Raw genomic sequence first — 25,423 nt, 5'->3', positions numbered from 1 at the left:
ATGAGGAAAGAGGATGTAGTTACAGATCCGACTGTTGTGGTGGAATCAGTCACCAAACGCTACACAGTCAGAGATACCAGGGTAGACAATTCTAAGTCGTCGTTGTTTGGCAAGAACGCGACAATGCAGGTCGAATCGGTCAAGAACGTTTCGCTGGTGGCGAGTGCCGGCGAATCTATCGGGCTCATTGGAAAGAATGGTTCAGGTAAATCGTCTCTCTTGAAGTTGATTGCTGGGGGAGAATCTCCAACTGAAGGGCGTCTACTTGTTCGATCTCAGCCTACGTTCTTGGGTGTCTCGCCGGCTCTGCAGGTGTACTTGACAGGCGAGCAAAATATTTATCTTGGTTGTTTGGCTATTGGAATGTCCAAAGCCGAAGCCCAAGAGGCAGTACCGAAGATCGCAGAGTGGGCGGAAATTGGCGACGCTATTAAGCGGCCGATGAACACATATTCGGCAGGTCAGGGCGCCAGGCTCATCTTCGCGATTTCCACGGCAATCGATCCAGAGATCCTCTTGATCGATGAGGCCTTATCCACGGGTGACGCTAGCTTTGCAAAGAAGGCAGAACGAAGGATGAAGGAACTTCTGGACGGTGCTGGAAACCTCTTCCTCGTCTCGCACAGCACGGGACAAATCGAGAAGAATTGTGAGCGCGCAATCTGGCTTGATGAAGGATCAGTGATTGCGGATGGCAAGGCAGCGGACGTCTGTAGCCTCTATTCGAAGTGGTCATCCTACTGTGCCGACAATTCTAAGAAGGATTCTGACGTGATGCTCGCTGAGATCGCGGCAGACTACCGAGCTCCAAGAATCCAGGTCGGTAGCTTCCAAATTGGGGAGAAGAATTCGGAAGGACTGTTCACATGAGGGAAGTTTCGTTTGAAAATCTGCTCCGCACCGAGCATGAGATTCGCCTAGATGTAGTGATCGGAACACAAAAAGAACCACTATGGTTTGAGTTCTCTGAGCCAGCGCCACTATCCAACTCAAATCTAGCCCACGCACTAGCTGCGATCGTGGGAACACATTTTGATCACATCAGATTTGATTTTCCGATTGCTAGTCAAGATCAGAAGCATATCGCACAGTGGACCAAGTCACGGGTGCACACCGTTGGGCATCTACAGGATCGTCAGCTGCCGCAGCTAGAAAATTCCGCGGTGCTGAACTTTAGTGGAGGCTTCGATTCACTATCTGCGCTGGCCTTACTTCCCGACGATACCGAACTGGTGTCCCTGGATTTTGGGGGCAGGTTCTCTCGAGAACGTGAATTCTTCCGGCTCTTTGATCCAAAAATCGTGTCGACTAATCTCGCGCAAACAAGTTTGAGGCGCTTTTCATGGTCTTTTATGGGAATTGGCCCGTTGCTCTACCGGGATTCACTGAAGTCCCGCTACTTCGCTTTTGGATCGATCTATGAAGCATCCGGTTTCAAGCTCAATGAGCCCTTAAAGAACAACTTTACGTTTCCCGCGTTCAGCGGGGTCGGCTATGAATCAGCAATGCCAGTTGCAGGCATCAGCGAGATCGGAACTGCACAAATCATACTGAATGAGAGCCCAGAAATTGTAGAACAATCTCTTCGTTCGCTAGCTAGTCCCGGAGAAGAAAAATACTTTAGAAAGATCGCGATTGTCCAAACAGTGGCGGATCGTTTAGCAATTGATGTAACGGTACCGTCGATGGACTTCGAACAGAAGGTGCATTACGAATTCGGTGAAAATTTTGCTGTGGATGTTACTGCACTTTATTTTGCGTCGGTAGGAAGATCTGATTTTGCAAAACGCCTCGTCACTCGCATCCCGGATGATATTCTGAGCCGCGCTACGGAAGCTGACACGTCTTTCTTGTTGAAGGCCAACCCTCATTTCTACTCAGCGTATCCCAATGCATTGAGAACTCCGTTGGAAACGGGACTTCACCTTGCGGGTATTGAATGGTATGAACAAGAAGACTTTGAGCATCTAGAGAACTTTAAGAAAATGCTAGCACGCCATTACGAATTCTAGAAAGAGTATGATTCTATGAGACCGTACGACTTTAAAAGCGTAAGTGTCATCGGTATGGGATATATAGGTCTCCCTACTGCTGCGTTTCTGGCATCCGCAGGTATTGACACAATTGGAGTTGATATTGATTCGTCAAAAATAGATGACATCAACAATGGAATCGTTCCCTTTGTGGAGCCTGACTTTGATGAATTCTTCTCTAAGGTTTTAAGAGCAGGGACGTTGAAGGCTCAAACTACTGTGCCTGATACGGACGCGTATGTTATTGCAGTTCCGACCCCGCTGACTGACCAGCATGGTGTCGATTTGAGGTATGTGAAGTCTGCGGTCGAAGCTATCGCCCCGGTCGTGCAACCAGGAAATCTCATAGTCTTAGAGTCCACTTCTCCTCCGGGGACGACGTTAAAGATTAGGGAGATGCTCTCAGACATTTGTCGGGGCTTTGGCCGTGGGCCTGATCTCATTGATGAGATTCTGGTTGCGCACTGTCCTGAGCGTGTGCTCCCGGGAAAAATCATGAAAGAGATGAAGGAAAACGACAGGGTAGTCGGGGGCATTAATCCTCAAAGTGCTGAAGCTGCACGAGCGCTATATTCTAGATTCTGCAGCGGTGAGATTATGCTTACAGATTCTAAAACTGCTGAAATGGTGAAGTTAGTTGAAAATTCCTTTCGGGATGTAAACATTGCTTTCGCAAACGAGCTTTCGTTAATCTGCGAAAGCCTCAATGTGAATGTGTGGAAGCTTATAGAGATGGCGAATCATCACCCAAGAGTGAAAATCCTAACTCCAGGCCCTGGAGTAGGAGGGCATTGTATTGCCGTTGATCCTTGGTTCTTGGTGGAGGCTGTGCCATCTCAAGCTAGATTGATACGAACCGCCAGAGAAGTCAATGATGCGAAGCCAGGACAGGTCGTCGCGAAAATCTCTCAACTTATTGAAAACCACGGAGTCCTAAGCATTGGGCTACTTGGGCTAGCTTTTAAGGCTGACATTGATGATTTGCGTGAATCGCCTTCTGTTTCTATTGCGCAGGCGGCTGCCACATTGCACCCTAATGTAGATTTTCTAATTTCAGAGCCTTACATCGAACAGTTGCCGGAAGAGCTCCGACAGCTCCCCAATGTATTTTTACGTGATACAGATGAAGTTATTAACAGTGTGGAAGCTGCGGTCTTGCTGGTAGATCATCAGGAGTTCAAAGACTCGACTCGAATTAAAGCTTTTAGCAAGTCATGGGTGGATACTAGAGGAATATTTGAACATTGGAATTAGGGTGGTGACTAGTTGGTGTCAGTTGCCCAACGGTGCGCGGCTTGACCGGTTATGCTGGGCTGAAGTCCAGTCTCAAAGTAGGTAGGCGGAAGATGATTATACAAAAAGCTTTTTCAATACCCGGTTCAAATAGAACCCTTAGTCTTTTATTCTCTGCAACAGCTGAGATTGATAGTAAACAGTACTGCTTTACGTTCTACAATGTATCGAATGCCGGCGAACGCCTGTCAGAAGACGTAACGAACCTTCCGTGGTCAGAGAGCCTCAAATCGCACTATCTATATAGTCAACAAACTGATGGCCAGTGGACTAAACTGTCGGATTTTTACTGGAACTCTTCCGAGCCATTGGTTGTCGGCGTTGAACGATGGGCAGACAGTGAAAGCAGCTCGAAGATTTCTGATTTTTGTTTGTCTTTTGAATTGAGCGGAAAAGTTCACAATCACGCGACCGTGTGGGGGGAAGTTTTATGAGCGCAAAAATTTCAGTAGTCATTGGCTTCAGGGATTGGGGTCTACTGCGCCTCACTCTAGCCGTCCAAAGCATACAGAGATCATTCGGAGCCGTACCAGGCGAAGTCATAATTTCAGACTATGGTTCAACTGAACCGTCTCCAAATAGGGAACTAGCCGAAACCCTGGGTGCTAAGTATGTTTTCACAGAAAATGATGGTCCATGGTCAAGGTCAAGGGCTCTCAATGCAGGTTTTGCTGTGGCCGAAGGCGATTTCTACGTATCGACAGATGCGGACATGTACTTTTCACCTAAGTCTTTTGACCGTATTTACGAAATCGCCAAGTCAGGTCCAGAAAGTGCCTACTTCCTGCAGTGCTGGGATCTACCCGAGTCAATGGACGATGTGTGGGTAGACGAACACCGTGAAGCGTGGGATGAAATGCTCGCCGAGAGTAGGTTGCGCCCACGCTGGGGTATGGGCGGGATGATGGCCATCTCTCGTGATGGATTCGAATCCATCCGTGGATTTGACGAGCGGTTACACACCTATGGTGGCGAAGATTTGGACTTCGCACAGCGAGCTCGCAGAGCAGGCTACCGCACACAATGGATCGATGATTCAGATGTGCGGATGTACCACATGTGGCATCCGCATTCTCTGAAGGTTGGTGTACAAACCCCAGAAGCGAAAGCAGCAGTTGAATATAATCGACAGGTTGTATACAAGGACAAGACCTTTGTGCGGAATTTTGGGGAATGGGTGCATAGGGGAGACCAGCGAAGTCCGTTGGTTACTGTAGCCATTAGCACTATGAATCGTGCGGATATCATTTCCGAAAGCATTCGGTCGGTATTGGCGCAGACGGTTCAAGACTTCGAGATCGTTGTCGTTGATGATGGGGGAGATGACAACCTGAAGGAAGTGATTGATGCTTTCGGTGATTCCAGAATTCGATACTTTTGGCAGGAGAACACAGGAATTTCCGGCGCCAGAAACAGAATTCTAGATGAGTCGCGAGGCGTATACACTGCCGTCTTAGATGATGACGACCTCATGCACCCACGACGTCTTGAATGGCATCTTCAAGGTTTGTCCGAAGGTCTGTCAGGAAATGTGGGCTCGTTCGTAAATTTTGACGACGAAGATGGAACGCTTGCACTTCATAACTCTATGGTCCCTACGGTGCATAATGCGTTTAAGGATGGCACTGCACCAGGTCACGGTACGTGGTTTGTCAAAACTGATGCTTTGAGGAAGTTCCGGTATGACGAGAGTCTGAGTAGCGGCGTCGATAACAACCTGATGTTGCGGATGCTTAGGGCAGGTATCAAGTTGGGGCATGTCGGAAGGCCGGTGTTGCTAAGGAGAATGCACGGCAGACAAGTCACTGCGACGGACTCTACTAATCAGTCGACATCGGCGAAAGAGTCGCTGACCTTCCTCACGCGACGGCTTGGCTCCTATCACCGAAAGAAGCTTGAGGAGAAACAAAAGAGCGAAGGCGCCTATCCTAGGGATATTCTCAATCCTGAACAGATGATGGCTGAAGCTAAGCCTTATTTGCCGGATCGTTTGACTTCCCGAGATCTAGTTTTGAACAGGGATCTAGTTCCTGACGAAGTTGAATGGGATGGGGAAAAGCATGTATATGGTGTTGAAGTCCAAGGCTACGGAAGCAGAGGCACGTGCCTAGTGCGGAATGCGTCTTATAGTGATCTGACAAAGGCTGTTGAATTGAGAGCACTGCTAGAGGCAAGGCTTCCTGACGAGGATATTGTGGAATCGCCGGTTGACTGGATTGCTGACAGCATAGGCATCGTATCCAAAGTTGAGGATTCAGCCGATTTGTTGATGAAGTACTTCGTCTTCTCCGATGATTCATTGGAAGGTTTCGACACTCTTGAAGTCAAACTTCATGGAAGTGAAGAGGCCGAGTCTTGGCGCCTAGCGATAGTGAACCTCGGAGAAGTTCCAAAAATACAGGAACAGAGTTCCAACTGCATCATTGTTGGTAGCGAAAGGTGGACACCCGGAAATGATAATTAAGAGAGTATCTAATCTTTCAAATCAGATCGTTTTTGAGGTGGAGCGCACCGAATACGATGCTTTTCCACCGGTTGCAGAATTCATACTTGAAGATGCGCCTACTGCCAGAAATCCAGAACGAGAGGCAGTTGCCCAAGCATTGATGTTTGGAAGGTGGACAGGCGGGGAAATGCATTTCGCATGGAAAGCTGGACCGAATACCATCAATGCCATTAGGCGATTTTTGGAGCCATTGCCCACCTACCTTTCTCCAATCGAGTACTATCCAAAGGCTCTTCCCATTGGCAAGAGATCAGCAAACTTAGTGGAAGGCTGGCCGAGTGTGTTGCCTGGCACTATTGCAGTACTTCCGCTAGATAAGTTCAATGGTGTAATCGCAACTCATGACTCTCTCGCAGTCAGTACGAATGGCTTTCTTTTCAAAATTTCTGATCAAGATATTCGCCCTTCTTTGGCGGTAGCAGTCTTGTTCGCTGAGGAGTTCGGAATTGACTCTATTACTCTGCCATACCCGGTCGAACAGGAAGAGTTTAGAAAACTTCGAGACCTCCTCCTTTCCGTCCGAATGGGTTTGAATCCTTTTTCGGAAAATAGGCAGTAAGAATTACCAATATAATTCGCCAACTGAAAGGTAAAATCGCAATGAAATGCCTGGTGACTGGTGGAGCTGGCTTTATCGGCTCACATTTAGTAGATCTACTGCTTGATAATGGTCATGAGGTGGTTGTCTTGGACAACTTCTCAAGCGGTTCGGAAGCAAATCTCGAATCAGCCCTAGAGAGTGGGCGTACAGAGGTGATCCGGGCAGATATCACAGACGCTGATTTGGAGAAGATTTTCAAGAACCTCAATCCTGAAGTCGTCTTTCATCTTGCAGCTCAGATTGATGTTCGCAAGTCGGTACAAGATCCGCTGTGGGACGCCCAGATGAATATTCTCTCCACAATTCGACTCGCACAAGCTGCCGTTGCTGCTGGTGTACGTAAAGTTGTGTTCACTTCGTCTGGTGGTGCAATCTACGGAAAGACAGCGGAGCTTCCGATATCTGAGAAGGTTCTGCCAGACCCGAAGTCTCCGTATGCAGCAAGTAAGTATGCTGCAGAAATCTATCTGAACGTTTTTTCCGAGCTGTATGGTTTGCAGGTCACACACATAGCGCCATCAAATGTCTACGGTCCGCGGCAAAACCCCCATGGAGAAGCAGGTGTTGTCGCTATCTTCTCTCAGGCACTACTAGATGGTAACCCTACTCGGGTTTTCGGTGATGGAAGCAACACCCGAGATTATGTATATGTCAAAGACGTAGCTCAAGCATTTTTCCTCGCCGCTGGGAAGCTCGGGAACGGTGAGCGTTTCAATATCGGCACTTCTAAGCAAACAAGCGATCGCGAACTTCATGACCTGGTTGCCTGTGTAGTCGGAACTGACCAGACTCCTTTGCTTGAGCCACCCAGGCTTGGCGATCTTAAAAATTCCGCATTATCTTACGAGAAGGCTAGGGAATCCCTTGGATGGGTTCCGAAATATAACCTTAGAGACGGTCTAATTGAAACCGTTACATATTTCAAACAAAAGGGCTAATCGATATTCATTTGAAACTTCCTTTAGGTTCCGAAGGAAATTAAAACGATAGTAGTGTGTTAGCTCATATTGAGTTTGGCGGAAACCAATCTCTAACCTCTTAGGAAACATTATGGCAACTAGCAAGATTACCGCAGAGTTAGCAAGTATGCTGGAGTCGTCGAGAATCTTCCTAGAATGGAAAAACGATAACTCATCGAGAGTGGGAGAGACTTTAACCTATGTAGATAGCTGTAAAGTAGAGCCGTATACGGGTTTTCACAAGGGGTTAAATCTGTGCACAATGGGTTCTTTTTCCTATTCCCATTCGATTGTCAACCCGTACTTAAATATTGGTCGGTATTGCAGTATTTCTTGGGGGCTAAACGTGGTCGGTCCGCGTCACCCGCTTGAATGGTTGAGCACCTCTAATATTTCGTTCGACTCGGCAGCCAACACGGTTAGGTCTTTCCAGGAAGATGCAGAAACTGCTGGATTCCTTAAGGGCGACCCAAGGAAGAAAGAAAAAGGCTATCCACAGATAGGAAGTGACGTATGTATCGGTCATAATGTTTCGATTAATCGAGGTGTAACTGTCGGAGACGGTGCGGTAGTTGCCGCTCATTCCGTGGTGACAAAAGATGTTCCGCCGTTTGCGGTAGTTGGTGGCAACCCGGCGAAAATAATACGATTGCGATTCAGCAGCTCGTTGATTGAACGTATAATGGAGCGGAAGTGGTGGGAAATTAAGCCGACCCTACTGACTAAGATTAACCTTTCGGATCCCTCCATAGCGATAAGTCAAGTAGAGGATATCTGGGACAAGGATAACTTATATCAACCGAGGTTATTTGAGCCTGCAAAAGAAATCAAGGAGGCCTGAGTGACTAATATTTTGACCATTAGAGACGTAGAGTACTCCCATGATGACATTTTGTCTTTCAGGGTTACCTCCGATCAATTCGATGATGTTATTTGGTTTGGTATACCCACGTTGACAAAGCCTCATGACGATCTAATCGCACTCGCGGCTGGTTGCATATTTGGAAATTTTTATGATCGAGTCGATTTTTTGCATCCAGTGTCCCCAAGTGTGCGGGTTGCTTTAGAGAAGATAACAGGTGCGACGTGGAATGCACCCATAGGCGCCCCGATGCCAATTGTGTCTCGCTCTGAAACAATTTTGAACTTCAGTGGCGGCTTTGATTCGCTTGCGGCCTTAGCTTGTCTTGGAGACGAGACCACTTTGGTATCCATGGATTTCGGCAGTCGTTTCGCGAGAGAGGTCGATTTCTTCGAACGATTTGACCCCTTGGTTGTTCGCACGAATGCGCGCGAATTCGCAAAAGCTTGGACTTTCATGGGCGTGGGCTCAATCTTGCTTTCCTCGACACTTGCCGCTGGTTATATTTCCTTCGGTTCTATTTTCGAGGCGTCCCCTTGGAATTTTATCTCACGTTCGGGTGGGCATTCAGCACATCCGATATTTCGAGCATCCGGTATGGAAGTGGTCAATCCTGTGGTAGGTTTGTCTGAATTCGGCAGTGCATTTATTGCCGCCAAGAGGTTTCCTGGCTCTATATCTGGTTCTCTCGAATCTCTTGCGGATCCACATACCGAAAAATTTATGCGCAAGACGCTAATCGTAAAAGCTCTTCAAGAATTGTTCGATTTAGATGTGCCCCTCCCCAAAGTTTTACCTACTCTAGCTAAGCCTGTTGGCTATGGATCAAATCTCGCAGTTGATTATCTGGCTCCAGGTTTCGTGCATTTTAGTCCTGTTGCCTATGAAAATTGGGTCGACGTCCCCTCGCCGGTGCTTGACCTAATCGACGGTATCGATCCAGAATTTTACTGGTTTGATAACACAGAGTCTTTTACCCCCGTGCGACCTCAGATGGCGTCAAATATTTATTCGAATAAGCTAGAGCTTGGAATGATGCCATTTCGATATCGGCATTGGGCTGAACTTCAAAAAGTGACGGGCTTGATGAAGGTATTTCATAAGTTTCCGGGCCCAGTTGTTTAAAAGAGACTTGGTTTACCTCGGTTCATAAGAGATGGGACTTTTTAATTGAAAATTACAGTTATTGGGCTCGGCTACGTGGGTCTTGCGAATTCACTTCTCTTGGCACCACTTCATGAAGTTCACTCGGTAGACCTCGATGAGAATCGCGTTGAAACTATCGCACGACGGGAAAGCCCCCTCGTCGACGCAGAGATTGAGTCGCGTCTGGCAGATCCAGGAGTGAATATTGGTCCGACTACGGATCTTGCTTCAGCCCTCCCGGGCAGTGACTTTGCAGTCATCGCTACTCCCACCAACTACGACGAGGTCTCCAATTACTTTGATACTTCGTCGGTGGAAAAAGTTCTGGAGCAGATCAACGAGATCGATCCATCCGTTACGGCGGTTATCAAGTCCACTATCCCCGTCGGGTTCACTCAATCTATTCGTGCTCGTTTCCCTGACCTGACGATTCACTTCTCCCCAGAGTTTCTTCGCGAGGGGCGAGCGTTGCATGACAATCTCTATCCAAGCCGCGTCATCGTCTCGAACGAGACTCCCGAGGGAGAGCAATTCGCAGAACTACTTGCGCGCTCCGCAATGGATGAAGATGTAGAAGTGATTCTTTGTCGGTCTACTGAAGCCGAAGCCGTCAAGCTCTTCTCCAATACTTACTTAGCCATGCGAGTGGCTTTCTTCAATGAGCTCGATAGTTTTGCCATCGCTAGGGGCCTTGACGCAAGCTCAATTCTTCGGGGTGTCAGTGGAGACCCGCGCATTGGTAACTACTACAACAATCCCAGCTTTGGTTACGGCGGGTACTGCCTGCCAAAGGACACCAAGCAGCTGCTCGCCAACTACAAAGACGACATTCCACAGTCTTTGATTTCAGCGACTATTGAGTCGAACACTCATCGTAAAAAGTTTGTCGCTAAGAAAATTAAGGATCTCCGCCCGGAGGTTGTAGGCATATTCAAGCTTGCAATGAAGATGGGCTCGGACAATTCTCGCGAGTCCGCTATTTTTGACGTCATCCGTTCTCTCAAGGAAGACGGTGTGCGGGTTGTAGTGTTCGAACCTGCAGCGGACGTTAGCGATGAAGTTGAGCAGATCGACGACCTGAAGCGCTTCAAAAAGGTTTCCGATGTCATCGTTTGCAATCGCTATGCGTCAGAGCTAGACGATGTCAACGACAAAGTGTGGACTCGTGACGCGTTCGGTCGTGATTAAACGCTAATTTCTTATTTTGCGCAGTCTGACTCCAGATGGATCAATTGTCTATAGCTCACAATAGGATGTTGTATTCCTTCAAAAACCGGAAAGCTCTGCTCGAATACGAAGGATAATTGTAAGAATGGCAAAAGCATAAAAGCAACAGTGATCGTGATTAGTGTAGAATGCCGTTGCGCGAAATAACTACTCACAAAAAACCTGCCAACAGGGCGAAGATAGCTTCCATCTTCATGTAAAAATAATGCAGAAGATATCACCTTTCTGATAAAGATTGCCAAATTGGCCCCCTACCGAGCACGTCTATACAGATAATAGAAGTAGATCGACTGACATCTGAGGCTAGATCATAAGCAGAGTTTCACACAGCTTAAGTGAAAACGAGGAACAAAGTGAATGCCATACGTTTAATCATAGATCGAAAATGGTCTAAACCATTGCGGGAAAAAACGCGGGCAACGCGATTGAATGGGCCCGTGGCAAGGGGCTCGAAAATACGAACATATATCCAGATCATTAGGGTTTCAGATGAGGTGAAAGCACGCTTAAATCTGAGATACGCTCATTACCTAAATAACCTCGATGCGTAAAGTGCATTCCCTCGGGGCGCAAACCGTCCAACCACATCTCCAGACCGATATTAGAATGGCCTAATAACGCCGGACTGGACATAAGTAATTGGCGTGTTCTTACTGATCTTGAGTCCATATTGCCAGCTGACAGAATATTAAGCATGTATGAAGTCTTGCCGTAGACTACCTGATCACCAGCGCCGAACCCCCAAGATTCAAATTTCCAGTTAGGGGATTCTGTATAGACCGAGTCTTCGGATCGACTTAGACAGGATAGATCGAGAGGAGCACCGCACTGAAGACGTAAGTCCGGCCGGAGTTTTACGATATAATCGAAGTTGGATGTGAAGTAGTCGTTTCCCAGCTTATTGACCCAAAATGAATTATGGTGGTACATCTTTTGATGGTTATTCATGGCAAGATAAGTTGGATGTTGGTCATTCTCGACATTGATATTCGATGAGGGAATGAAAGGCGCGAGGTTCCGAATGCAACTCAGTATGTCTTTTGAGTTCTTAAGGTTTTCGGCCTCCATCAGTTGACTCAATTCAGATAATTCTTCATCAGTCATATTCTCGGCCACGGCTTTCGCCTGGCTCTCAAATATTCGAGGAATCCGCGCCCGATCGAGCTTTATTGTCCCCGGCCTATCCCAGGTACTTAGGAAGTAGTCCACGTGTGGAAAATCAAAAAGATCGACGATTTTGGGCAAACCTTTTTCCATCGCTCGTAGTTGCCCTGCGATAATAATCGCCACTCGTGGAGATGACGGTGTCTCTGGAGCTGATTTTGACTTGACTACCAGGTGGTGAACGCGCTGCGAAAGGGTCCGCTTCAATAAGGTTTGCTTTGAAGAAAACGCATTGATGTTATGAACTAGCGATCTTAGAACGTGAACTTCTCTTATCGGGGTGAAGGTCGCCACAGAATGAGCGAAAGCCAAAATGAATGAAATTGATCCATACTTCGCTATCGACTGTACCTTATGATCATCTTCGATAACCATGTGGGTTATCTGCTCATTAAGAAACAGCAAGCAGGACTCACTGTAGTCAAAGTATTGAAAATATTGTACAAAATGATGAAAGTTCTGTATCCACCATTGGGGATGGAGGTATGCCGAGTTCGCAACATAATAGGAATTCGTCATTTCCTTAAGATTGGGCGTAATCTGCGAAACAACGTTAGTGTCCATTTCACTAATTATAAGGGGTACTGTTGCGCGTGTATGCGGCGCCAGATGCCGATTCATTATGCGCATTAGATCGGTGTATAGCGTACTGTTAGTCAAGACATCTACGGAATTGGAGGACTGGACCCTTTTCTGAAAGAACGCTTCTAATTCTTGAACTGCAGCTGAGTTAACCATAATCTCTTCTTCAATGCACTACTGTTGGGGTGATATCTGATTTGAGAATCCAGGCCAGCCCAACGCGTTTAAAGATTCATACTCCATCGGCGTACCACAAAAGACGTTAAATTCACGTGGTTGTAGCCGATACCGTATTTGGTGGCCTTTCGCTATGAGGCAATTATATAGCGGCGCAACATATAATTCGGCATTTAACGGCGACGTCTCACCTCGAGCACAAATAAACGCCTCTACAAAAATACTACAGCTTCTGAAGTAGTAGAATCCATTACTGCAATAATCTGATATGCGTTCCTTTTCCGTTGTTTTTAATACTGTGTTGGATGGGCCCGGTTCGATAAACGACCAGTGGTCGCCCTCTCCCTGGAAAACGTCGATGACTCCTGCATCAGAGTCTGATAGGTCGGGCATTTCGAAACTTGGCAAGAAGCTGTCTGCATTAAAAATAGCGAGTGGTATAGAAGACTCTTCCAAACATAGCGCTTTGAGAGCTTTGTATACGGTGTCTGCTTGGCCTCGCGTCTCTTGATCAAATTCCAATATTTCGTACTTAGCAATTCTTGAGCGCTGTAGAGCTTTCTGTACAGCCGTTTTCCCTTTGAAGTCTCGCCTTACTACAAATACAAAAGTCTCTATATCAAAGTATGGCTCAAAAGATTGCAGCACCCAATCGAGAACGGTTTTGCCCGCCAGCGGAAGTTCATATTTAGGTATCTTATATCCCGCATCGAAAAATCTACTTGATCGTCCCATCATTGGAATGATAATCATTTTGTGAGTCCTCTATAATTTACATAAAGTCGCATTGCATTACCTAACATTGCGGCTTGTCGCTCTGGCTTGTCGGCGTGTAACGGAAGCATAGAAAGAAATAGCAGTATTATCTGTGGTATAGTGTCTACATATTTCAACTCTCCATCAAGGAGACTTTGCTCGAGATACATATTACCGACCGCTTCGTGCCATTTGCTTACTCCAAGCTTCAGATCGTAACGGTTGTTTTTATAATCCGCTTGAACTTCAAAGTTGTCCGCAATGATTAGATCATACAAACCGTATATTGAGTGGCCAAACTTGGCGATATCGTAGGCGATATCCTCTTTGTTGAAGTCGTCTTCTAGAATTCCCCTCGGGTCGAATAAGCGTAGACGTCCATTCCTTGAGTCTAGGACAATGTTGCTGAAGCATGCATCACCGTGAAGAATCCCAGGTATAGGAGGAGTTTGAAGCGCCTCTTCAATCAACTCCTGAGTTATTTTTCTAAGGCTGGGTAACTTTATTCCCTGAAATACAATTCCCTTATCCACATCTATTTCATTTTGTTCGCTGAATTGATGAAGGCGCTGCCAGGTCTTTTTGTTTATCAAGTAGTCGCGCTTCTGTGGATCTATTTCTTGTCGTGCTGGTCCATTTTCGTGTGCTTCCATAAGATAAGTTTTGAACATGCTTAATATACGCGTCCATGTTGACATCGGGTTGCGCCCGTGGACGAATAGCTCATTGAGTGGGGTCATTGGTAGGTATTCCACTCGATATGAACCTAGTTCGCTGGAGTATCCGTAGTAAGCCGGCGTATATTTTTTCATTGCGTTCGGAAGTTTCTCGAACCATTTCGCTTCAGACATGATTTTTTCCGTTTGCTTGCCTCCTTTCGATACCTCTCCATTGCGAATTGTCAGATCATTAAATGATCGTTGCGTTGTAAAAGCTTCTCTTGATCGGAAGTATGTGTTCAAGTGGCCACAGTCGCTCCAACTTGAGATCACCTGGTAATTTGGTTCGTCCGGTCGGAAATAGTCAAGTACCGCACTGATAAAATCAGTTCTATTCAGCGCTAAGCTTCTAACTAATTTTTTGGTGTTTGTAAAGCAGTAGAACCCACACCATATTGGTTCTTGGGTGTATTCTTCGGTGGATAAAGTGATATCGGCGTGTTGCCAGATGTAGTCGTCGGTAGTTGAACTTATTCCTATGATGTTCTCGTTTTCTGGAAACATATTCATGTAAGTGTCGCCATAAAGAACCCGAAGCGTATCTCCAAGGCTGGTGGCTACGTTGAGAAAATAAAGTACCGATTCGGCCAAGCTTAGATCTTCAGGTACTCGAACAACTTCTATTTCGTTTTTATTGAGAACGTCTTCGTGAAGCATGGACAACTCAAAGGTTTCGGGAACGGTTATAGCTACCGTCTCATTTGGAAATTGGTTCCTAATTCTTTCGGTTTGCCATGATACTAGCGGTTTGTTTCCTAAGGGAAGGAAAGCTGGCGGAATCATTCCGAATTCTGCCCGTAATTCTTGTTCTATGTAGCTTCCGGATAGAATGACGAACATTTAGGCCTCGCTGGTGTTTATGAGAGCTTGGATCTCACTGTAGCTCAAATTTTTAAACTCGTTGGGTCGGATTGCTTTATCGTCGATGTAAAATCCGTCTCGACCGTTCCATGGTTTTCCAGTCCATATTTCATCGTAGGGTACGTTGTTTTTATTTAGCCACTCAATTAATATCGGCAGAGTCTTGGCGTTGATTTTTCCGATGTTTCCTTCATGGGTTCGCATGTTCCGAGCAGTGTATAGTACGATTTCGAATCCGTCGTCCTTGTAATTATGGAGCTGCTCTACAAGCTCTACGTCTACGCTCGCGTCCTGGTAGTTTCCGTCTGCTGTAAATGATATCGTATTATCTACATCTACTACGATTCGTTTCATTTTCTATCTGCCGTTCTGTAATCTTTAACTCTTGGTGTTCTAGGGTAATTAATTAGTTGTTGAAAAAGTCGGGAAGTCTATCTCCCACTCCGAGTAGCTCGGCAATTGCGGCGATGGTCCGCTCGCTTGCTCTTCCGTCGCCGTAGGGATTCACGGCATTGCCCATTGCTACGTATGCGGCGCGGTTTTCGATTAGTAGGCTTGCCTCCGCAACAATTCGTGACTGGTTCGTACCGACGAGTTTAACTGTTCCTGCGGCGATCGCTTCCGGTCTTTCAGTATTGTTTCGCATTACTAGCACTGGCTTGCCCAACGACGGAGCTTCTTCCTGGACTCCGCCAGAGTCTGTGAGTACAAGGGAAGACCGAGACAGTAAGGAAACAAATTGGTCATAGGGAAGTGGATCGGTCACGATGACGTTGTCCAAGTTCTCCACCTTCGGCATAACCACATTGCGAACCAGTGGATTGAGGTGCAACGGAAGCGCGAAGTACACGGAGGGATATTTCACCGCTAGATCGTGTACAGCAGTCCCGATTTCAGTCATGACGTTGAGATTCTCACGACGATGAGTTGTCACTAGAACCACTCGGTCCCGAGTGTTTGCTAGTGCTTCGAGTCGTTCGTCTTGGAAACTCGAGGTCCATCTGGCTGCTTCCACTAGGGCATCGATGACTGTATTTCCAGTGATTGCAATATCGTCGGAATGGAAGTTTTCTCTCCGGAGATTATCTTTAGCGGCACTTGTAGGCGCTAAATGAAGAGATGCTAATTGTGCAACAACTCGACGATTAGCTTCTTCTGGAAAAGGGTTGAAAATACTTCCAGATCGTAAACCTGCCTCTAGATGAACGACCTTGACGCCCTTGTGAAATGCGGCGTGTGCTGCGGCCATTGCTGTGGAAGTATCGCCTTGCACGATGATGGCATCGGGATCTTCCGCAGTGATGATTTCGTCGAGTCCGAGCATGCAACGAGATACGAGCTCATTAAGGCTTTGGCCGTGCTTCATTAGTTTCAGGTCATAGTCAGGATTGATATCAAACATCGAGTTGACCTGCGCCAACATCTCTTTATGCTGGCCAGTCGAAACTATTGTGGAGCGAAAACGGTCATCGAGTGCTAACCCCTTGATGACGGGAGCAACCTTGATTGCTTCAGGCCTGGTGCCGTAAACCGTCATGACCTTGGGGCGATGCATATGGCGTCCTACTCCGATTCATTCAAAATAAAGTACTAAGGCATGTAAAGTAGATACGTACTCATGGCAATGTAAAAACTACTTTAATTACAACGTTTTGTTTCGTATCAGCTTGCAACCAATTTACTTCATCTGTTCACTCATCGTCGCCCATAGAGAATTATTGAATTCCCCCCATCGCCGCTTAGCCCAGTCACCAAAATCCCTATCAGTCAGTACTATGGCAGCCCGTCTCGTGGGACGGTGAATCCACAAAAAGGTGCCTGACTGGCCGAAATGGCCAGCGGTGTCGTCTGGCATCTCGCTACCGATCCAATGGGGATCCTTGCCCCCGTGCAACGAAAAGCCCAACCCCCACGTACAAGGATTGTGACGGCCATAACCCGGAACGATGCCGGCCAGGTCCGGGTATTGGGGCGTTAACGCCTCTTCTAGCGTCTGCTCGCTGAGCAACTGTGGCTGTAGGAACTCCTGCGCCAGCACCGTCAGCGCATCCACGGAAGCGCTGAATCCGTGGCCGGCGGAACCCTCCACCGTAATCTCGATGCCCAAAGGCTGGCACAGGCCCTCGTGGACATAATCTGCAAAGGCGATGTCCGTGGTCTTTTCTAAGGCCTCCGCGAGAACCTCGTAGCCCGCCGAGGAATAGATGCGCTTGGTGCGCGGAGGCTTCTCGGGCTCCCTGTCTCTAAACCCAATTCCCGAGGCATGGGAGAGAAGCTCGCGATAGGTAGGGCTGGCGTCGAACGAAGGAAGAAGAGAAGAAGGAATATGATCATCGAGGGCAAACGCGCCCTCTTCCACGGCCAACAATACGGCGTAGCCAGTGATCAGCTTGCTGACGCTGGCCAGCGGGAACACCTGGGAGGTGTCGCCGATGGTCGCGACGTTGGGGGAGGAGCCCGACTGAGCATCGGGCGTGGTGATAGCGGCGGCCGCGACTGAATCGACAGGCCATTCCTCGGTGGACTTGAGAACTTCAAAAATGCGCATAATAGACGCGAGTGTAATGGTGAACCGAGGGGCACACAGGGGAACCGTGGTGGCGGCATGCACAAGCCCTTGCAGTCGCGGCGTGAACTGCGAGAGCAAGGGCTTTCAGTAGGAGTGGCGCAAGCTAGCTCGGCGAAGGCGTGAGCAGCAGCTCGATGAGCTCTTCCTTGATCAGCTTGGAGACCTCGGCCCACTCCCACTCACCCGCGTTAAATGCGGTGAACGCGTCGCTCAGGGTAATGCGCTCCTGAGCTTCCGGAGAATCGGACCAACCGAAGCCTAGGAAATGCCAGAAGTTATTGAGGGTCCGAGAGGTCTCAACAGGGCTGCGCGTGATCTCTGATGGCTGGCCGGTCAGTGGTCCATACGTATCGGTCTCAGCGAAAGCGGGAGAAGCGCCAGACATGGCAACGGCAGAAGCGATGCTGAGAGAAACTAAGGTGTTACTTATGATTTTCTTCATGAAGCTAAATGGAACATGAAGTGCGCAGTTTTGGGAGTTGAACTACCTCAACGTGGGCGATGGGAGCTGACCCAGTGCCCCCACACGTTAGAGCTGTACTAGAACTTCACCTTGCGCTTGGTGGTCAGCTTCGCATTGACAAAGCGCGCCATCACAGCAGGGGAGAAGTGGGACAGTGCGAACATGATCTTGGTCTGCAGTCCCACCGGCGTGTGCACCCGAGCAACCTTGCCGCGTGGCCGCTCCACCACGTCAGCCACCTCGGCGGCTACGTCGTCCGCAGTCAAACGAATACCCAAACGATCCGTGCCATCCGTGCGCACGTTATCCAACATGCCCGTCTTCACATACAGCGGCCAAATGGATTCCACCGTGATGCCGGATTCCTCCCACTCCAAATTCAACGCCTCGGTGACGCCGCGCACTCCGAACTTCGTCGCGGAATAGGTCGCCATATCCGGCGTGCCATAAATAGCGGAAGCTGAGCACATGCTCACGATCTTCGCGCCCGACTGCAAGTGCGGAAACGCCGCGCGGCAACCGTAGAGCACGCCCTTGAGGTTCACATCCACCGTCGCGGAATCCTTCTCAAAGGACCCCTCCTTCATGAACGCCCCTCCGTAAAAGAATGCCAGCGTTATTCACCAGCACATCAATCTGGCCCACATTCGCCTCAAAATCCGCGATGCCAGCCTCCCAATCCTCCGGCTTGGTCACATCCATCACGCCGGTGTGCAGTGCCTCGTGCGGATGATCCTTGAGGTCGTAAGCCCCAACCCGCCAGCCGACAGCGCAGAGAATAGGGAAACGGCTAGCGGAAGGCCGCTGAAAAACAGCTACTTAACCCGCTTTTCCACTAGCTTAACCAACTGACCCACATTCCCGATGCCATTAATGGCCTCATCCTCCACCTGGATATCGAACTCCTCCTCCAGGCGCACCGCGATATCCACCAACGTCAAAGAATCCACACCCAAGTCATCATTGAGAGAAGACTTCCGGGTGATCTCCTCCCGCTCCACCCCAGTGGCATCCTCCACGATCCCCATCACGCGATTCTCCACAAAATCAGCAGACACGCCATCCCCAGCACCCTTGGAGGAAGTCTTGGTGGAGCTGGAGTGTGGCGTCGAACCAACATCAGAGCCCGCATCAGACCCGGCCGCAGAACCCCCCAGTGCCGCTGCCAACTTCTGCTTCTGCTGCTCAGAGATGCCTGCCGTGTTTTCTGCCATGTGGGGAACCCTTCCTGATGTGGGCCAAGTGTGAGCGTGGTGAGATGGGCGCACACGCGGCCTCGCGAACGCAAAGCAATCGGATCTAGTCTATTGAACCGAGCCTACGATAAGTAAAGCGCTCCCGGAAGGTTCAGGAACTACTCAGGTTTCTTGCGCAAGGGGTGGTGGGAATGCGCAGGTGGGGAGGGGGTGTGAGGTTTATGCGGAGATGGGGCGGTTTATTGCTTTCGCGCTGGAGGCGAGGACTAGGCTATCAGAAATACACCTAAATAGAACTGTCCACTGGGTATTTTAGGAACGACGTGAGCCTTCTCAGCCCCCTTTTCGGCACCACCCGCTTCGTCGTCCGCCGCGCCGCACATCGCCTCGCCCGCCGTGTCCCCGAAGTCCCCGAGTTGCGCGACGTGGTTGCCAGCCATGTCCATTTTCCTCCCGACGCCAAACTCGTCACCAAGGAAATCCTCTCCGCCCGCCAAGACGAGGGCGCCGAACAGCTCACCGTGGTTTTCGCCCACGGCTTTACCCTGTCCTCCCGCTCCTGGGTGTTTCAGGCTGAGCATCTGCGCGAGATTCCTAACCTGCGGATGCTACTTCCAGATCTGCGCGGCCACGGCGAAAGCACCGGGCCCGCCGAAACGTACACGGTAGACACCACCGCCAGGGACATGCTGGAAATCATCGGGCATCTCGCGCCCAGCGGCCCCTTGCTCCTGGTGGGGCACTCGCTGGGAGTGCAAACCGTGCTGAGCATGATGCGCCAAGCGGACTCTGAGTTTGTGGCTCGGGTGCGGGGGATTGCGCTGGTCAATGGGGCAATCGATAGTTTCGCTTCGGCGGGCGTGACGCAAATTCTGCGGTCCCTGCCCGTGCGGTTGATGCGCAAGGACGGGCAGCGCTACCCGCGTGTGGCCGCCCGGGTGAAGGGGAGCGTGGACTGGGTGCTGGAGCCGTTCATCGCCAGCTTCGTTTATCACGGCGCGTTGGAAGAAGGGGAGTCTGCGCGGTTCGATGTGGTGGAGTACCACGCCGAGGAAATAGACCGATGCACGATGACGACGGTGCTGGGTTACATGGATGACCTCATCAACCACGATGAAACCGAGGCGGCTCCCACACTGGCGGACATCCCCGGAGTGGTGATGGTGGGGCAGAAGGACAACGTCACGCCCGCTTCGCAGACGCGCGCGATCGTGGAAGAGTGGCCGAAGGCGAGGCTGCGGGACATTCCCGAGACCGGGCACATGCTGCCGGTGGAGGCGCCGGAGATTGTGAACGAGGAGCTGGCTGCGCTGATCGCGCGGGTGCGATAGGACTGGCTGTACGTCCTCTGTGCCGGTTTTCAACCGCGTGCTAACTGGCACGTGTTGCCGGCCAGAATTCACAATTTTTCCCAAACTGCTCAGGGCACTTCCTATTTCCCCAGGTGGGTGTGACGGATGTGATTAGCGATCGTGAGTTGGGGAAAGATTGTGAATCTTCGGCGCGGATCGCGGTGTGGCGGCGCAGATTTCACTTTTGGAAACGCTCTCTAGCGCTGCGTGCGACGTTCTTTTGCTGAGTAATTCATTCGCCACACCATGATTACGGCATCTTCTGTGGAGGTGAAGGTTACTGTTGATTGATCAGAGCCAAGGACTTCTGCGCGGAGAACATCGCCTTCGCGCAGTTCCCACGTTCTATCGTCACTGGTCTCGACGGAATTGACTTCGCTGTTCTCGTTGCTGTCACCGTTACTGTTCCCGCCACCGTCACGGTCGCCGCTGTTGCCGCTGTCGCTCGAGCGATCACCATCGCCTGAGTTGCTTATGGTTGCCGTTACTGAGCCGGAGGCCAAGAAAATGTGGGAGTAGCGGGAAAGGTTCAACTGCGAGGTGGCCTGCGTGCTCAAATAGCTGATATCCAAACGCGCTCCAGCTGAACCGATGTGCAACGGAGCGGATGCTTCATCGTGCTCGCTGCCCGCGGCCACATTGAAGAATTCTCCCCTGGCCTTACTGTGCTCGATGCTTGCCGAGAAGTCAGCTTCGCCATGGCGAGGATCGGTGTTTTCCTCATCGGGTGGTAGCCACATTTGAATTACGTGCAACCGCGAAAGAGATGTATATCCCGCTGCGTTGACTTCGCTATGACTAAAGCCGCGACCTGCACTAATGGCCTGCGCATGGCCACTATGGAGGATGATGTCTTTGCCGCCGGAATCGCGGTGACGGAGAGCCCCATCGAGCACCCATGTGACGATTTCCGCGTTGTCATGCTGGTGCATATCGAAGCCCTCGCCGGGCGAGACGATGTCGTCATTATGGATCATCAACAGTCCCCACGAGTTGTCGATCAGGTCGAAATTGCCCGCGGCGGGGAAGGACTGCCGAGAGTCAACGGCGGAATCCTTCCATCGCTGGCGGTCTGAGGAAGGAATGAGTGTTGCGATAGCTGATGTAGTTGACATGTCACCTATTGTACTGCGAGCGTGTCTGCTTGGCTAGCGGGTTGAGCTAGCGGGAAAGATGAGGCCGCCCACAGCCGAAAGCCAGGGCGGCCCACACCAGAAACTAGGCCGAACTACTCGTGAGGATCCAGCACTGCCGTCGGATCGGTAATCTCAAAACGCTCCGCGGCCAGCGCTGCCACGTCCCGGTCAATCTTGCCCTCGCGCGCCAAGCCCAACAGCACGGCGACCACCACGGACTCGGCGTCTATGTTGAAGAAACGTCGCGCCGCCTCGCGGGTGTCCGAGAAGCCGAAGCCATCCGCGCCCAGCACCACGTACTCGCCCGGCACCCACTTACGCAGCTGCTCCGGAACGGCCGTGGCGAAGTCGCTGACCGCCACCTTCGGCCCTTCCACGTCAGCCAACACGGAAGCAACATATGGCGTCCGCGGCTCAGCCGAAGGATCCCGCAGCTGCTCCAGCTCCGCCGCCTGCCCATCGCGCGCCAGCTCATTCCAGCTGGTCACGGAATAGATCGCAGCATTGACGTTGTAATCCTTGGCCAGGATCTGCTTCGCCTCGATGGCAGCCTCCATGCCCACGCCTGAGGCCAGGATTGCTGCGGTGTGCTCGGCGGCTTTGGCATCTCCCACATCGCCAGCGGAATCCACACCGCTGCCCACCAACTTATCCGCAGGGGAGTAGAGGTAAATGCCCTTGAGCAGGCCCTCCACGTCCAGGTTTTCCGGCTGCGGTGGCTGGTGCACCGGCTCGTTATAGACGGTCAGGTAGAAGATGACGTTGTCTCCGCGGTCCTCGCCGTACATCCTGTCGATGCCTTCGCGGATGATGTGCGCCACCTCGTAGGCAAATGCAGGATCGTAGGTCACCACGGCTGGGTTGGTGGAGGCCAGCACCGGCGAATGGCCATCCATGTGCTGCAAGCCCTCGCCCGTCAGCGTGGTGCGGCCGGCCGTCGCGCCGATCAAGAAACCGCGTGCCATCTGATCGCCCGCAGCCCAGACGGAATCGCCCACGCGCTGGAAGCCGAACATGGAGTAGAAGATGTACAGCGGAATCATCGCCTCACCGTGGGTCGCGTAGCTAGTACCCGCCGCAATGAACGACGCCATCGATCCTGCCTCGCTAATACCCTCATGCAGGATCTGGCCGTCCTTGGCCTCGATGTACGTCAGCATCTGATCATGATCCACCGGCGTGTAGTGCTGACCGTGCGTGTTGTAGATCTTCAACATCGGGAACCAGGAATCCAGGCCGAACGTGCGCGCCTCATCCGGAATGATCGGCACCAGGCGCTTCTTGATCTCCTCATCGCGCATCAAATCCTTAAACACGCGCACCAGCGCCATCGTGGTGGCGACCTTCTGCTTGCCGGAACCCTTCAGCGCGCTCTTTATATTTTCGATGCCAGGGACCGTCAAAGGCGAGTACGTACTGCGACGCTCCGGCAAGAAACCGCCCAGCTCCTTGCGGCGCTCAAGCATGTACTGGATTTCCTCCGAATCCTCACCCGGGTTGTAGTACGGCGGCAGGTACGGATCCTTCTCCAGCTCCTCATCCGAGATAGGGATGGACTGCTTATCGCGGAAAGATTTGAGATCCTCTAGCGTGAGCTTCTTCATCTGGTGCGTGGCATTCCGGCCCTCGAAGTTGTGGCCTAGGCCGTAGCCCTTAATGGTGTGCGCGAGGATCACCGTGGGCTGGTCCTTGGTTTCCATGGCCCGGGCGTATGCCGCGTAGATCTTGCGGTAATCGTGGCCACCGCGGCGCAAGTGCCAGATCTCCTCATCCGTCATGTCCTCCACCAGCTTGGCGGTGCGAGGATCGCGATTAAAGAAGAACTCACGGACGTAGGCGCCGTCATTGGCCTTGAAGGTCTGGTAATCACCATCCGAGGTGTGGTTCATGACGTCCACCAAGGCACCTTCGGTGTCCTTCTTCAGTAGCTCATCCCACTCGCGACCCCACACCACCTTGATGACATTCCATCCGGCGCCGCGGAAGAAGCTCTCCAGCTCCTGGATGATCTTCGTATTGCCGCGCACGGGGCCATCCAAGCGCTGCAGGTTGCAGTTGATGACGAACGTGAGGTTGTCCAAGTTATTCAGCGCGGCCATCTGGATCAGGCCACGAGACTCCGGCTCATCCATCTCGCCATCGCCGAGGAACGCCCACACATGCTGCTGGGACGTGTCCTTTAAGCCGCGGTCATGCAGGTAGCGATTGAAACGCGCCTGATAGATCGCATCCATCGGGCCCAAGCCCATGGACACCGTGGGGAACTCCCAGAACTCCGGCATGCCATGTGGGTGCGGATAAGAAGGCAGGCCAATGCCCGGCTTGGAGGCCTCCTGGCGGAACGCATCCAATTGCTCCTCCGTCAGGCGCCCCTCCAGATAAGCGCGGGCGTACATACCAGGGGAGGCATGGCCCTGGAAGAAAATCTGGTCTCCGCCGCCAGCGTGGTCCTTGCCGCGGAAGAAGTGGTTCAGACCCACCTCGTACAAGGGGGCGGCGGAGGCATACGTAGAAATATGGCCACCCACACCAATGCCAGGGCGCTGAGCCCGGTGAACCATGACGGCGGCGTTCCACCGGATCCACCGGCGATAGCGCCACTCGATATCCTCATCGCCCGGGAACTCCGGCTCCATCGAGGTAGGGATGGTGTTCACATAATCCGTGGACAACAAAGGAGGAAGAGGCACCCGGTTGGCAGTGGCACGCTCCAGCAGACGCAACATCAAGTAGCGACCACGATCCGGACCCGCGGCCTCCAAGAGCCCGTCCAGCGAGTCCATCCACTCCTGAGTCTCTTCCGGATCAGAATCCCGGAGGTAGGAAGCCACGCCATCGCGGATCTTCGGGAAGTTGCTATCACTGAATTGAGGGGTGTCCTGTGCCATGTGATGGCCCTCCTTATACGGATGAAAGGTAGGTGGTTAGCGGTATTGCCCTTTGGTGAGCGAAATGCTGCAATATGCTGGTCAGCGTTCGATGGCCTAATTGCTGTTCGAGCTAACGAGTAGGACATGTTTGCTGCCAATAGTTGTGGCACCCACATTACGCCAGGGCCAAGACACTTGGTGGGGCAAAGCGAGGATCAGTTCCCAACAGAAACCCTCCCAACTGGAGAACAAACCGGCACGTCGACAAAGCGAAACACCATTGCGGAACAAGGAATTATGTTAGGTTGCACACAGAGCAAGGCCGTGTGAAGTCTGGCGTCGATTTGCCACCGCAGCATTAACGCGTAAACATCTAGGACGTGACTACACACAAAACGGCGACCATCACCGCAAATGAAAGGCAAGAAACACCAGTGGGCAACGCTTCGGGTACCGCTCCCGAGAAGGATCGAGACCAAGAAACTCCCGATTGGGCGGATCTACTGTGCGTCACTGCAGACGATGTCATCCAGGAAATCGGATGGGACGAGGATGCTGATTCCAGCATCAGTGAAGCGCTAGAGGACCTCATCGGCAGCCCGCTGCTGGAAGAGGGCACGGACGAGCTGGTGGACGTAGTTCTGCTGTGGTTCCGTGAAGAAGATGGCGACGTTGTTGATGGGTTGGTTGATGCCACCCGCAGCCTCGGTGAGGACGGACGTATTTGGTTGTTGACGCCAGCAGCCGGCACTCCAGGGACCATCGAGCCGGGAGTGATTGCGGAGTCCGCTCAGCTGGCAGGGCTGGTGCAGACCAGCTCCGAGCGCTTGGGTGACTGGCAGGGCGCGTGCTTGGTGACGTCCGGCACGAAGCGCTAGTTAGTTTTGCGCGCTGAGCTGGGGGCTGGTTGGCTGAACTTGCGCCCCGGTTTGCTGTTAATCGCGTGAGTGA

Annotated in this window: 23 protein-coding genes; 11 read left to right on the top strand and 12 right to left on the bottom strand. The window is 51.0% G+C overall.

Going from position 1 to position 25,423, the window contains the following annotated elements:
* The 9 genes from CS919_RS08410 to CS919_RS08370 all read left to right on the top strand — a co-directional run bounded on the left by CS919_RS08410 (position 1) and on the right by CS919_RS08370 (position 10,588).
* Positions 1-870 (top strand): ABC transporter ATP-binding protein, encoded by an 870-nt coding sequence (locus CS919_RS08410; RefSeq protein ID WP_099299034.1) that lies wholly within the window; start codon positions 1-3, stop codon positions 868-870.
* On the top strand, positions 867-2,012 hold the full coding sequence (locus tag CS919_RS08405) for a DUF6395 domain-containing protein (protein ID WP_099299033.1): 1,146 nt from the start codon (positions 867-869) through the stop codon (positions 2,010-2,012). The genes CS919_RS08410 and CS919_RS08405 overlap by 4 nt, the downstream gene beginning before the upstream one ends.
* 15 nt (positions 2,013-2,027) lie before the next feature.
* On the top strand, positions 2,028-3,287 hold the full coding sequence (gene wecC / locus CS919_RS08400) for a UDP-N-acetyl-D-mannosamine dehydrogenase (RefSeq protein WP_099299032.1): 1,260 nt from the start codon (positions 2,028-2,030) through the stop codon (positions 3,285-3,287).
* Positions 3,288-3,756: 469 nt separating this feature from the next.
* A complete protein-coding gene (locus tag CS919_RS08395) occupies positions 3,757-5,790 on the top strand; it encodes a glycosyltransferase family 2 protein (RefSeq protein WP_099299031.1) in 2,034 nt (677 codons plus the stop codon).
* Complete coding sequence (locus tag CS919_RS08390) at positions 5,780-6,391, top strand: hypothetical protein (protein WP_099299030.1); 612 nt, start codon at positions 5,780-5,782, stop codon at positions 6,389-6,391. Before CS919_RS08395 ends, CS919_RS08390 begins: the two co-directional genes overlap by 11 nt.
* A 41-nt stretch (positions 6,392-6,432) precedes the next feature.
* Entirely contained in the window at positions 6,433-7,371 is a 939-nt protein-coding gene (locus CS919_RS08385; RefSeq protein WP_099299029.1) for an NAD-dependent epimerase/dehydratase family protein, read from the top strand.
* A gap of 112 nt (positions 7,372-7,483) precedes the next feature.
* Positions 7,484-8,233, top strand: coding sequence for a CatB-related O-acetyltransferase (locus CS919_RS11005; protein ID WP_099299028.1), 750 nt, complete (start codon positions 7,484-7,486; stop codon positions 8,231-8,233).
* A complete protein-coding gene (locus CS919_RS08375; protein WP_099299027.1) occupies positions 8,234-9,379 on the top strand; it encodes a hypothetical protein in 1,146 nt (381 codons plus the stop codon).
* Positions 9,380-9,424: 45 nt separating this feature from the next.
* On the top strand, positions 9,425-10,588 hold the full coding sequence (locus tag CS919_RS08370; RefSeq protein ID WP_099299026.1) for a nucleotide sugar dehydrogenase: 1,164 nt from the start codon (positions 9,425-9,427) through the stop codon (positions 10,586-10,588).
* A 516-nt stretch (positions 10,589-11,104) separates the two neighbouring features.
* Here the strand turns inward: CS919_RS08370 and CS919_RS08365 are convergent.
* The 10 genes from CS919_RS08365 to CS919_RS08325 all read right to left on the bottom strand — a co-directional run bounded on the left by CS919_RS08365 (position 11,105) and on the right by CS919_RS08325 (position 19,132).
* On the bottom strand, positions 11,105-12,355 hold the full coding sequence (locus CS919_RS08365) for a hypothetical protein (RefSeq protein ID WP_143341777.1): 1,251 nt from the start codon (positions 12,353-12,355) through the stop codon (positions 11,105-11,107).
* 192 nt (positions 12,356-12,547) lie between these two features.
* The gene (locus tag CS919_RS08360) at positions 12,548-13,303 is read right to left on the bottom strand and encodes a glycosyltransferase family protein (protein WP_099299024.1); all 756 of its coding nucleotides are present in this window, start codon (positions 13,301-13,303) and stop codon (positions 12,548-12,550) included.
* The gene (locus CS919_RS08355; protein WP_099299023.1) at positions 13,300-14,865 is read right to left on the bottom strand and encodes a hypothetical protein; all 1,566 of its coding nucleotides are present in this window, start codon (positions 14,863-14,865) and stop codon (positions 13,300-13,302) included. The genes CS919_RS08360 and CS919_RS08355 overlap by 4 nt, the downstream gene beginning before the upstream one ends.
* The gene (locus CS919_RS08350) at positions 14,866-15,240 is read right to left on the bottom strand and encodes an HAD family hydrolase (protein WP_099299022.1); all 375 of its coding nucleotides are present in this window, start codon (positions 15,238-15,240) and stop codon (positions 14,866-14,868) included.
* 52 nt (positions 15,241-15,292) lie between these two features.
* A complete protein-coding gene (gene wecB / locus CS919_RS08345) occupies positions 15,293-16,441 on the bottom strand; it encodes a non-hydrolyzing UDP-N-acetylglucosamine 2-epimerase (protein ID WP_099299021.1) in 1,149 nt (382 codons plus the stop codon).
* Positions 16,442-16,564: 123 nt separating this feature from the next.
* Complete coding sequence (locus CS919_RS08340) at positions 16,565-17,434, bottom strand: serine hydrolase domain-containing protein (RefSeq protein WP_099299074.1); 870 nt, start codon at positions 17,432-17,434, stop codon at positions 16,565-16,567.
* Positions 17,435-17,558: 124 nt separating this feature from the next.
* Positions 17,559-17,897 (bottom strand): hypothetical protein, encoded by a 339-nt coding sequence (locus tag CS919_RS08335; RefSeq protein ID WP_143341776.1) that lies wholly within the window; start codon positions 17,895-17,897, stop codon positions 17,559-17,561.
* Between the two features lie 98 nt (positions 17,898-17,995).
* Entirely contained in the window at positions 17,996-18,505 is a 510-nt protein-coding gene (locus CS919_RS08330; protein WP_268803795.1) for an SDR family NAD(P)-dependent oxidoreductase, read from the bottom strand.
* A complete protein-coding gene (locus CS919_RS10960; RefSeq protein WP_268803808.1) occupies positions 18,486-18,620 on the bottom strand; it encodes an SDR family NAD(P)-dependent oxidoreductase in 135 nt (44 codons plus the stop codon). The genes CS919_RS08330 and CS919_RS10960 overlap by 20 nt, the downstream gene beginning before the upstream one ends.
* Before the next feature lie 113 nt (positions 18,621-18,733).
* A complete protein-coding gene (locus CS919_RS08325; RefSeq protein WP_099299019.1) occupies positions 18,734-19,132 on the bottom strand; it encodes an acyl carrier protein in 399 nt (132 codons plus the stop codon).
* Positions 19,133-19,437: 305 nt separating this feature from the next.
* Between CS919_RS08325 and CS919_RS08320 the strand changes: the two genes are divergently transcribed.
* A complete protein-coding gene (locus tag CS919_RS08320) occupies positions 19,438-20,445 on the top strand; it encodes an alpha/beta fold hydrolase (RefSeq protein WP_159460966.1) in 1,008 nt (335 codons plus the stop codon).
* Between the two features lie 218 nt (positions 20,446-20,663).
* On the opposite strand, the gene CS919_RS08315 is transcribed toward CS919_RS08320, so the two are convergent.
* The gene (locus tag CS919_RS08315; RefSeq protein WP_099299017.1) at positions 20,664-21,581 is read right to left on the bottom strand and encodes a pirin family protein; all 918 of its coding nucleotides are present in this window, start codon (positions 21,579-21,581) and stop codon (positions 20,664-20,666) included.
* Positions 21,582-21,694: 113 nt separating this feature from the next.
* Entirely contained in the window at positions 21,695-24,490 is a 2,796-nt protein-coding gene (aceE, locus tag CS919_RS08310) for a pyruvate dehydrogenase (acetyl-transferring), homodimeric type (protein WP_099299016.1), read from the bottom strand.
* A gap of 416 nt (positions 24,491-24,906) precedes the next feature.
* Between aceE and CS919_RS08305 the strand changes: the two genes are divergently transcribed.
* Positions 24,907-25,350: a DUF3052 domain-containing protein gene (locus tag CS919_RS08305; protein WP_099299015.1), complete on the top strand. Its 444-nt coding sequence runs from the start codon at positions 24,907-24,909 to the stop codon at positions 25,348-25,350.
* The last annotated feature ends 73 nt before the right edge of the window (positions 25,351-25,423 follow it).

Source organism: Corynebacterium dentalis (genome assembly GCF_900232865.1).
Classification (GTDB): domain Bacteria; phylum Actinomycetota; class Actinomycetes; order Mycobacteriales; family Mycobacteriaceae; genus Corynebacterium; species Corynebacterium dentalis.
This window is presented reverse-complemented; position numbering and strand designations above follow the sequence as displayed.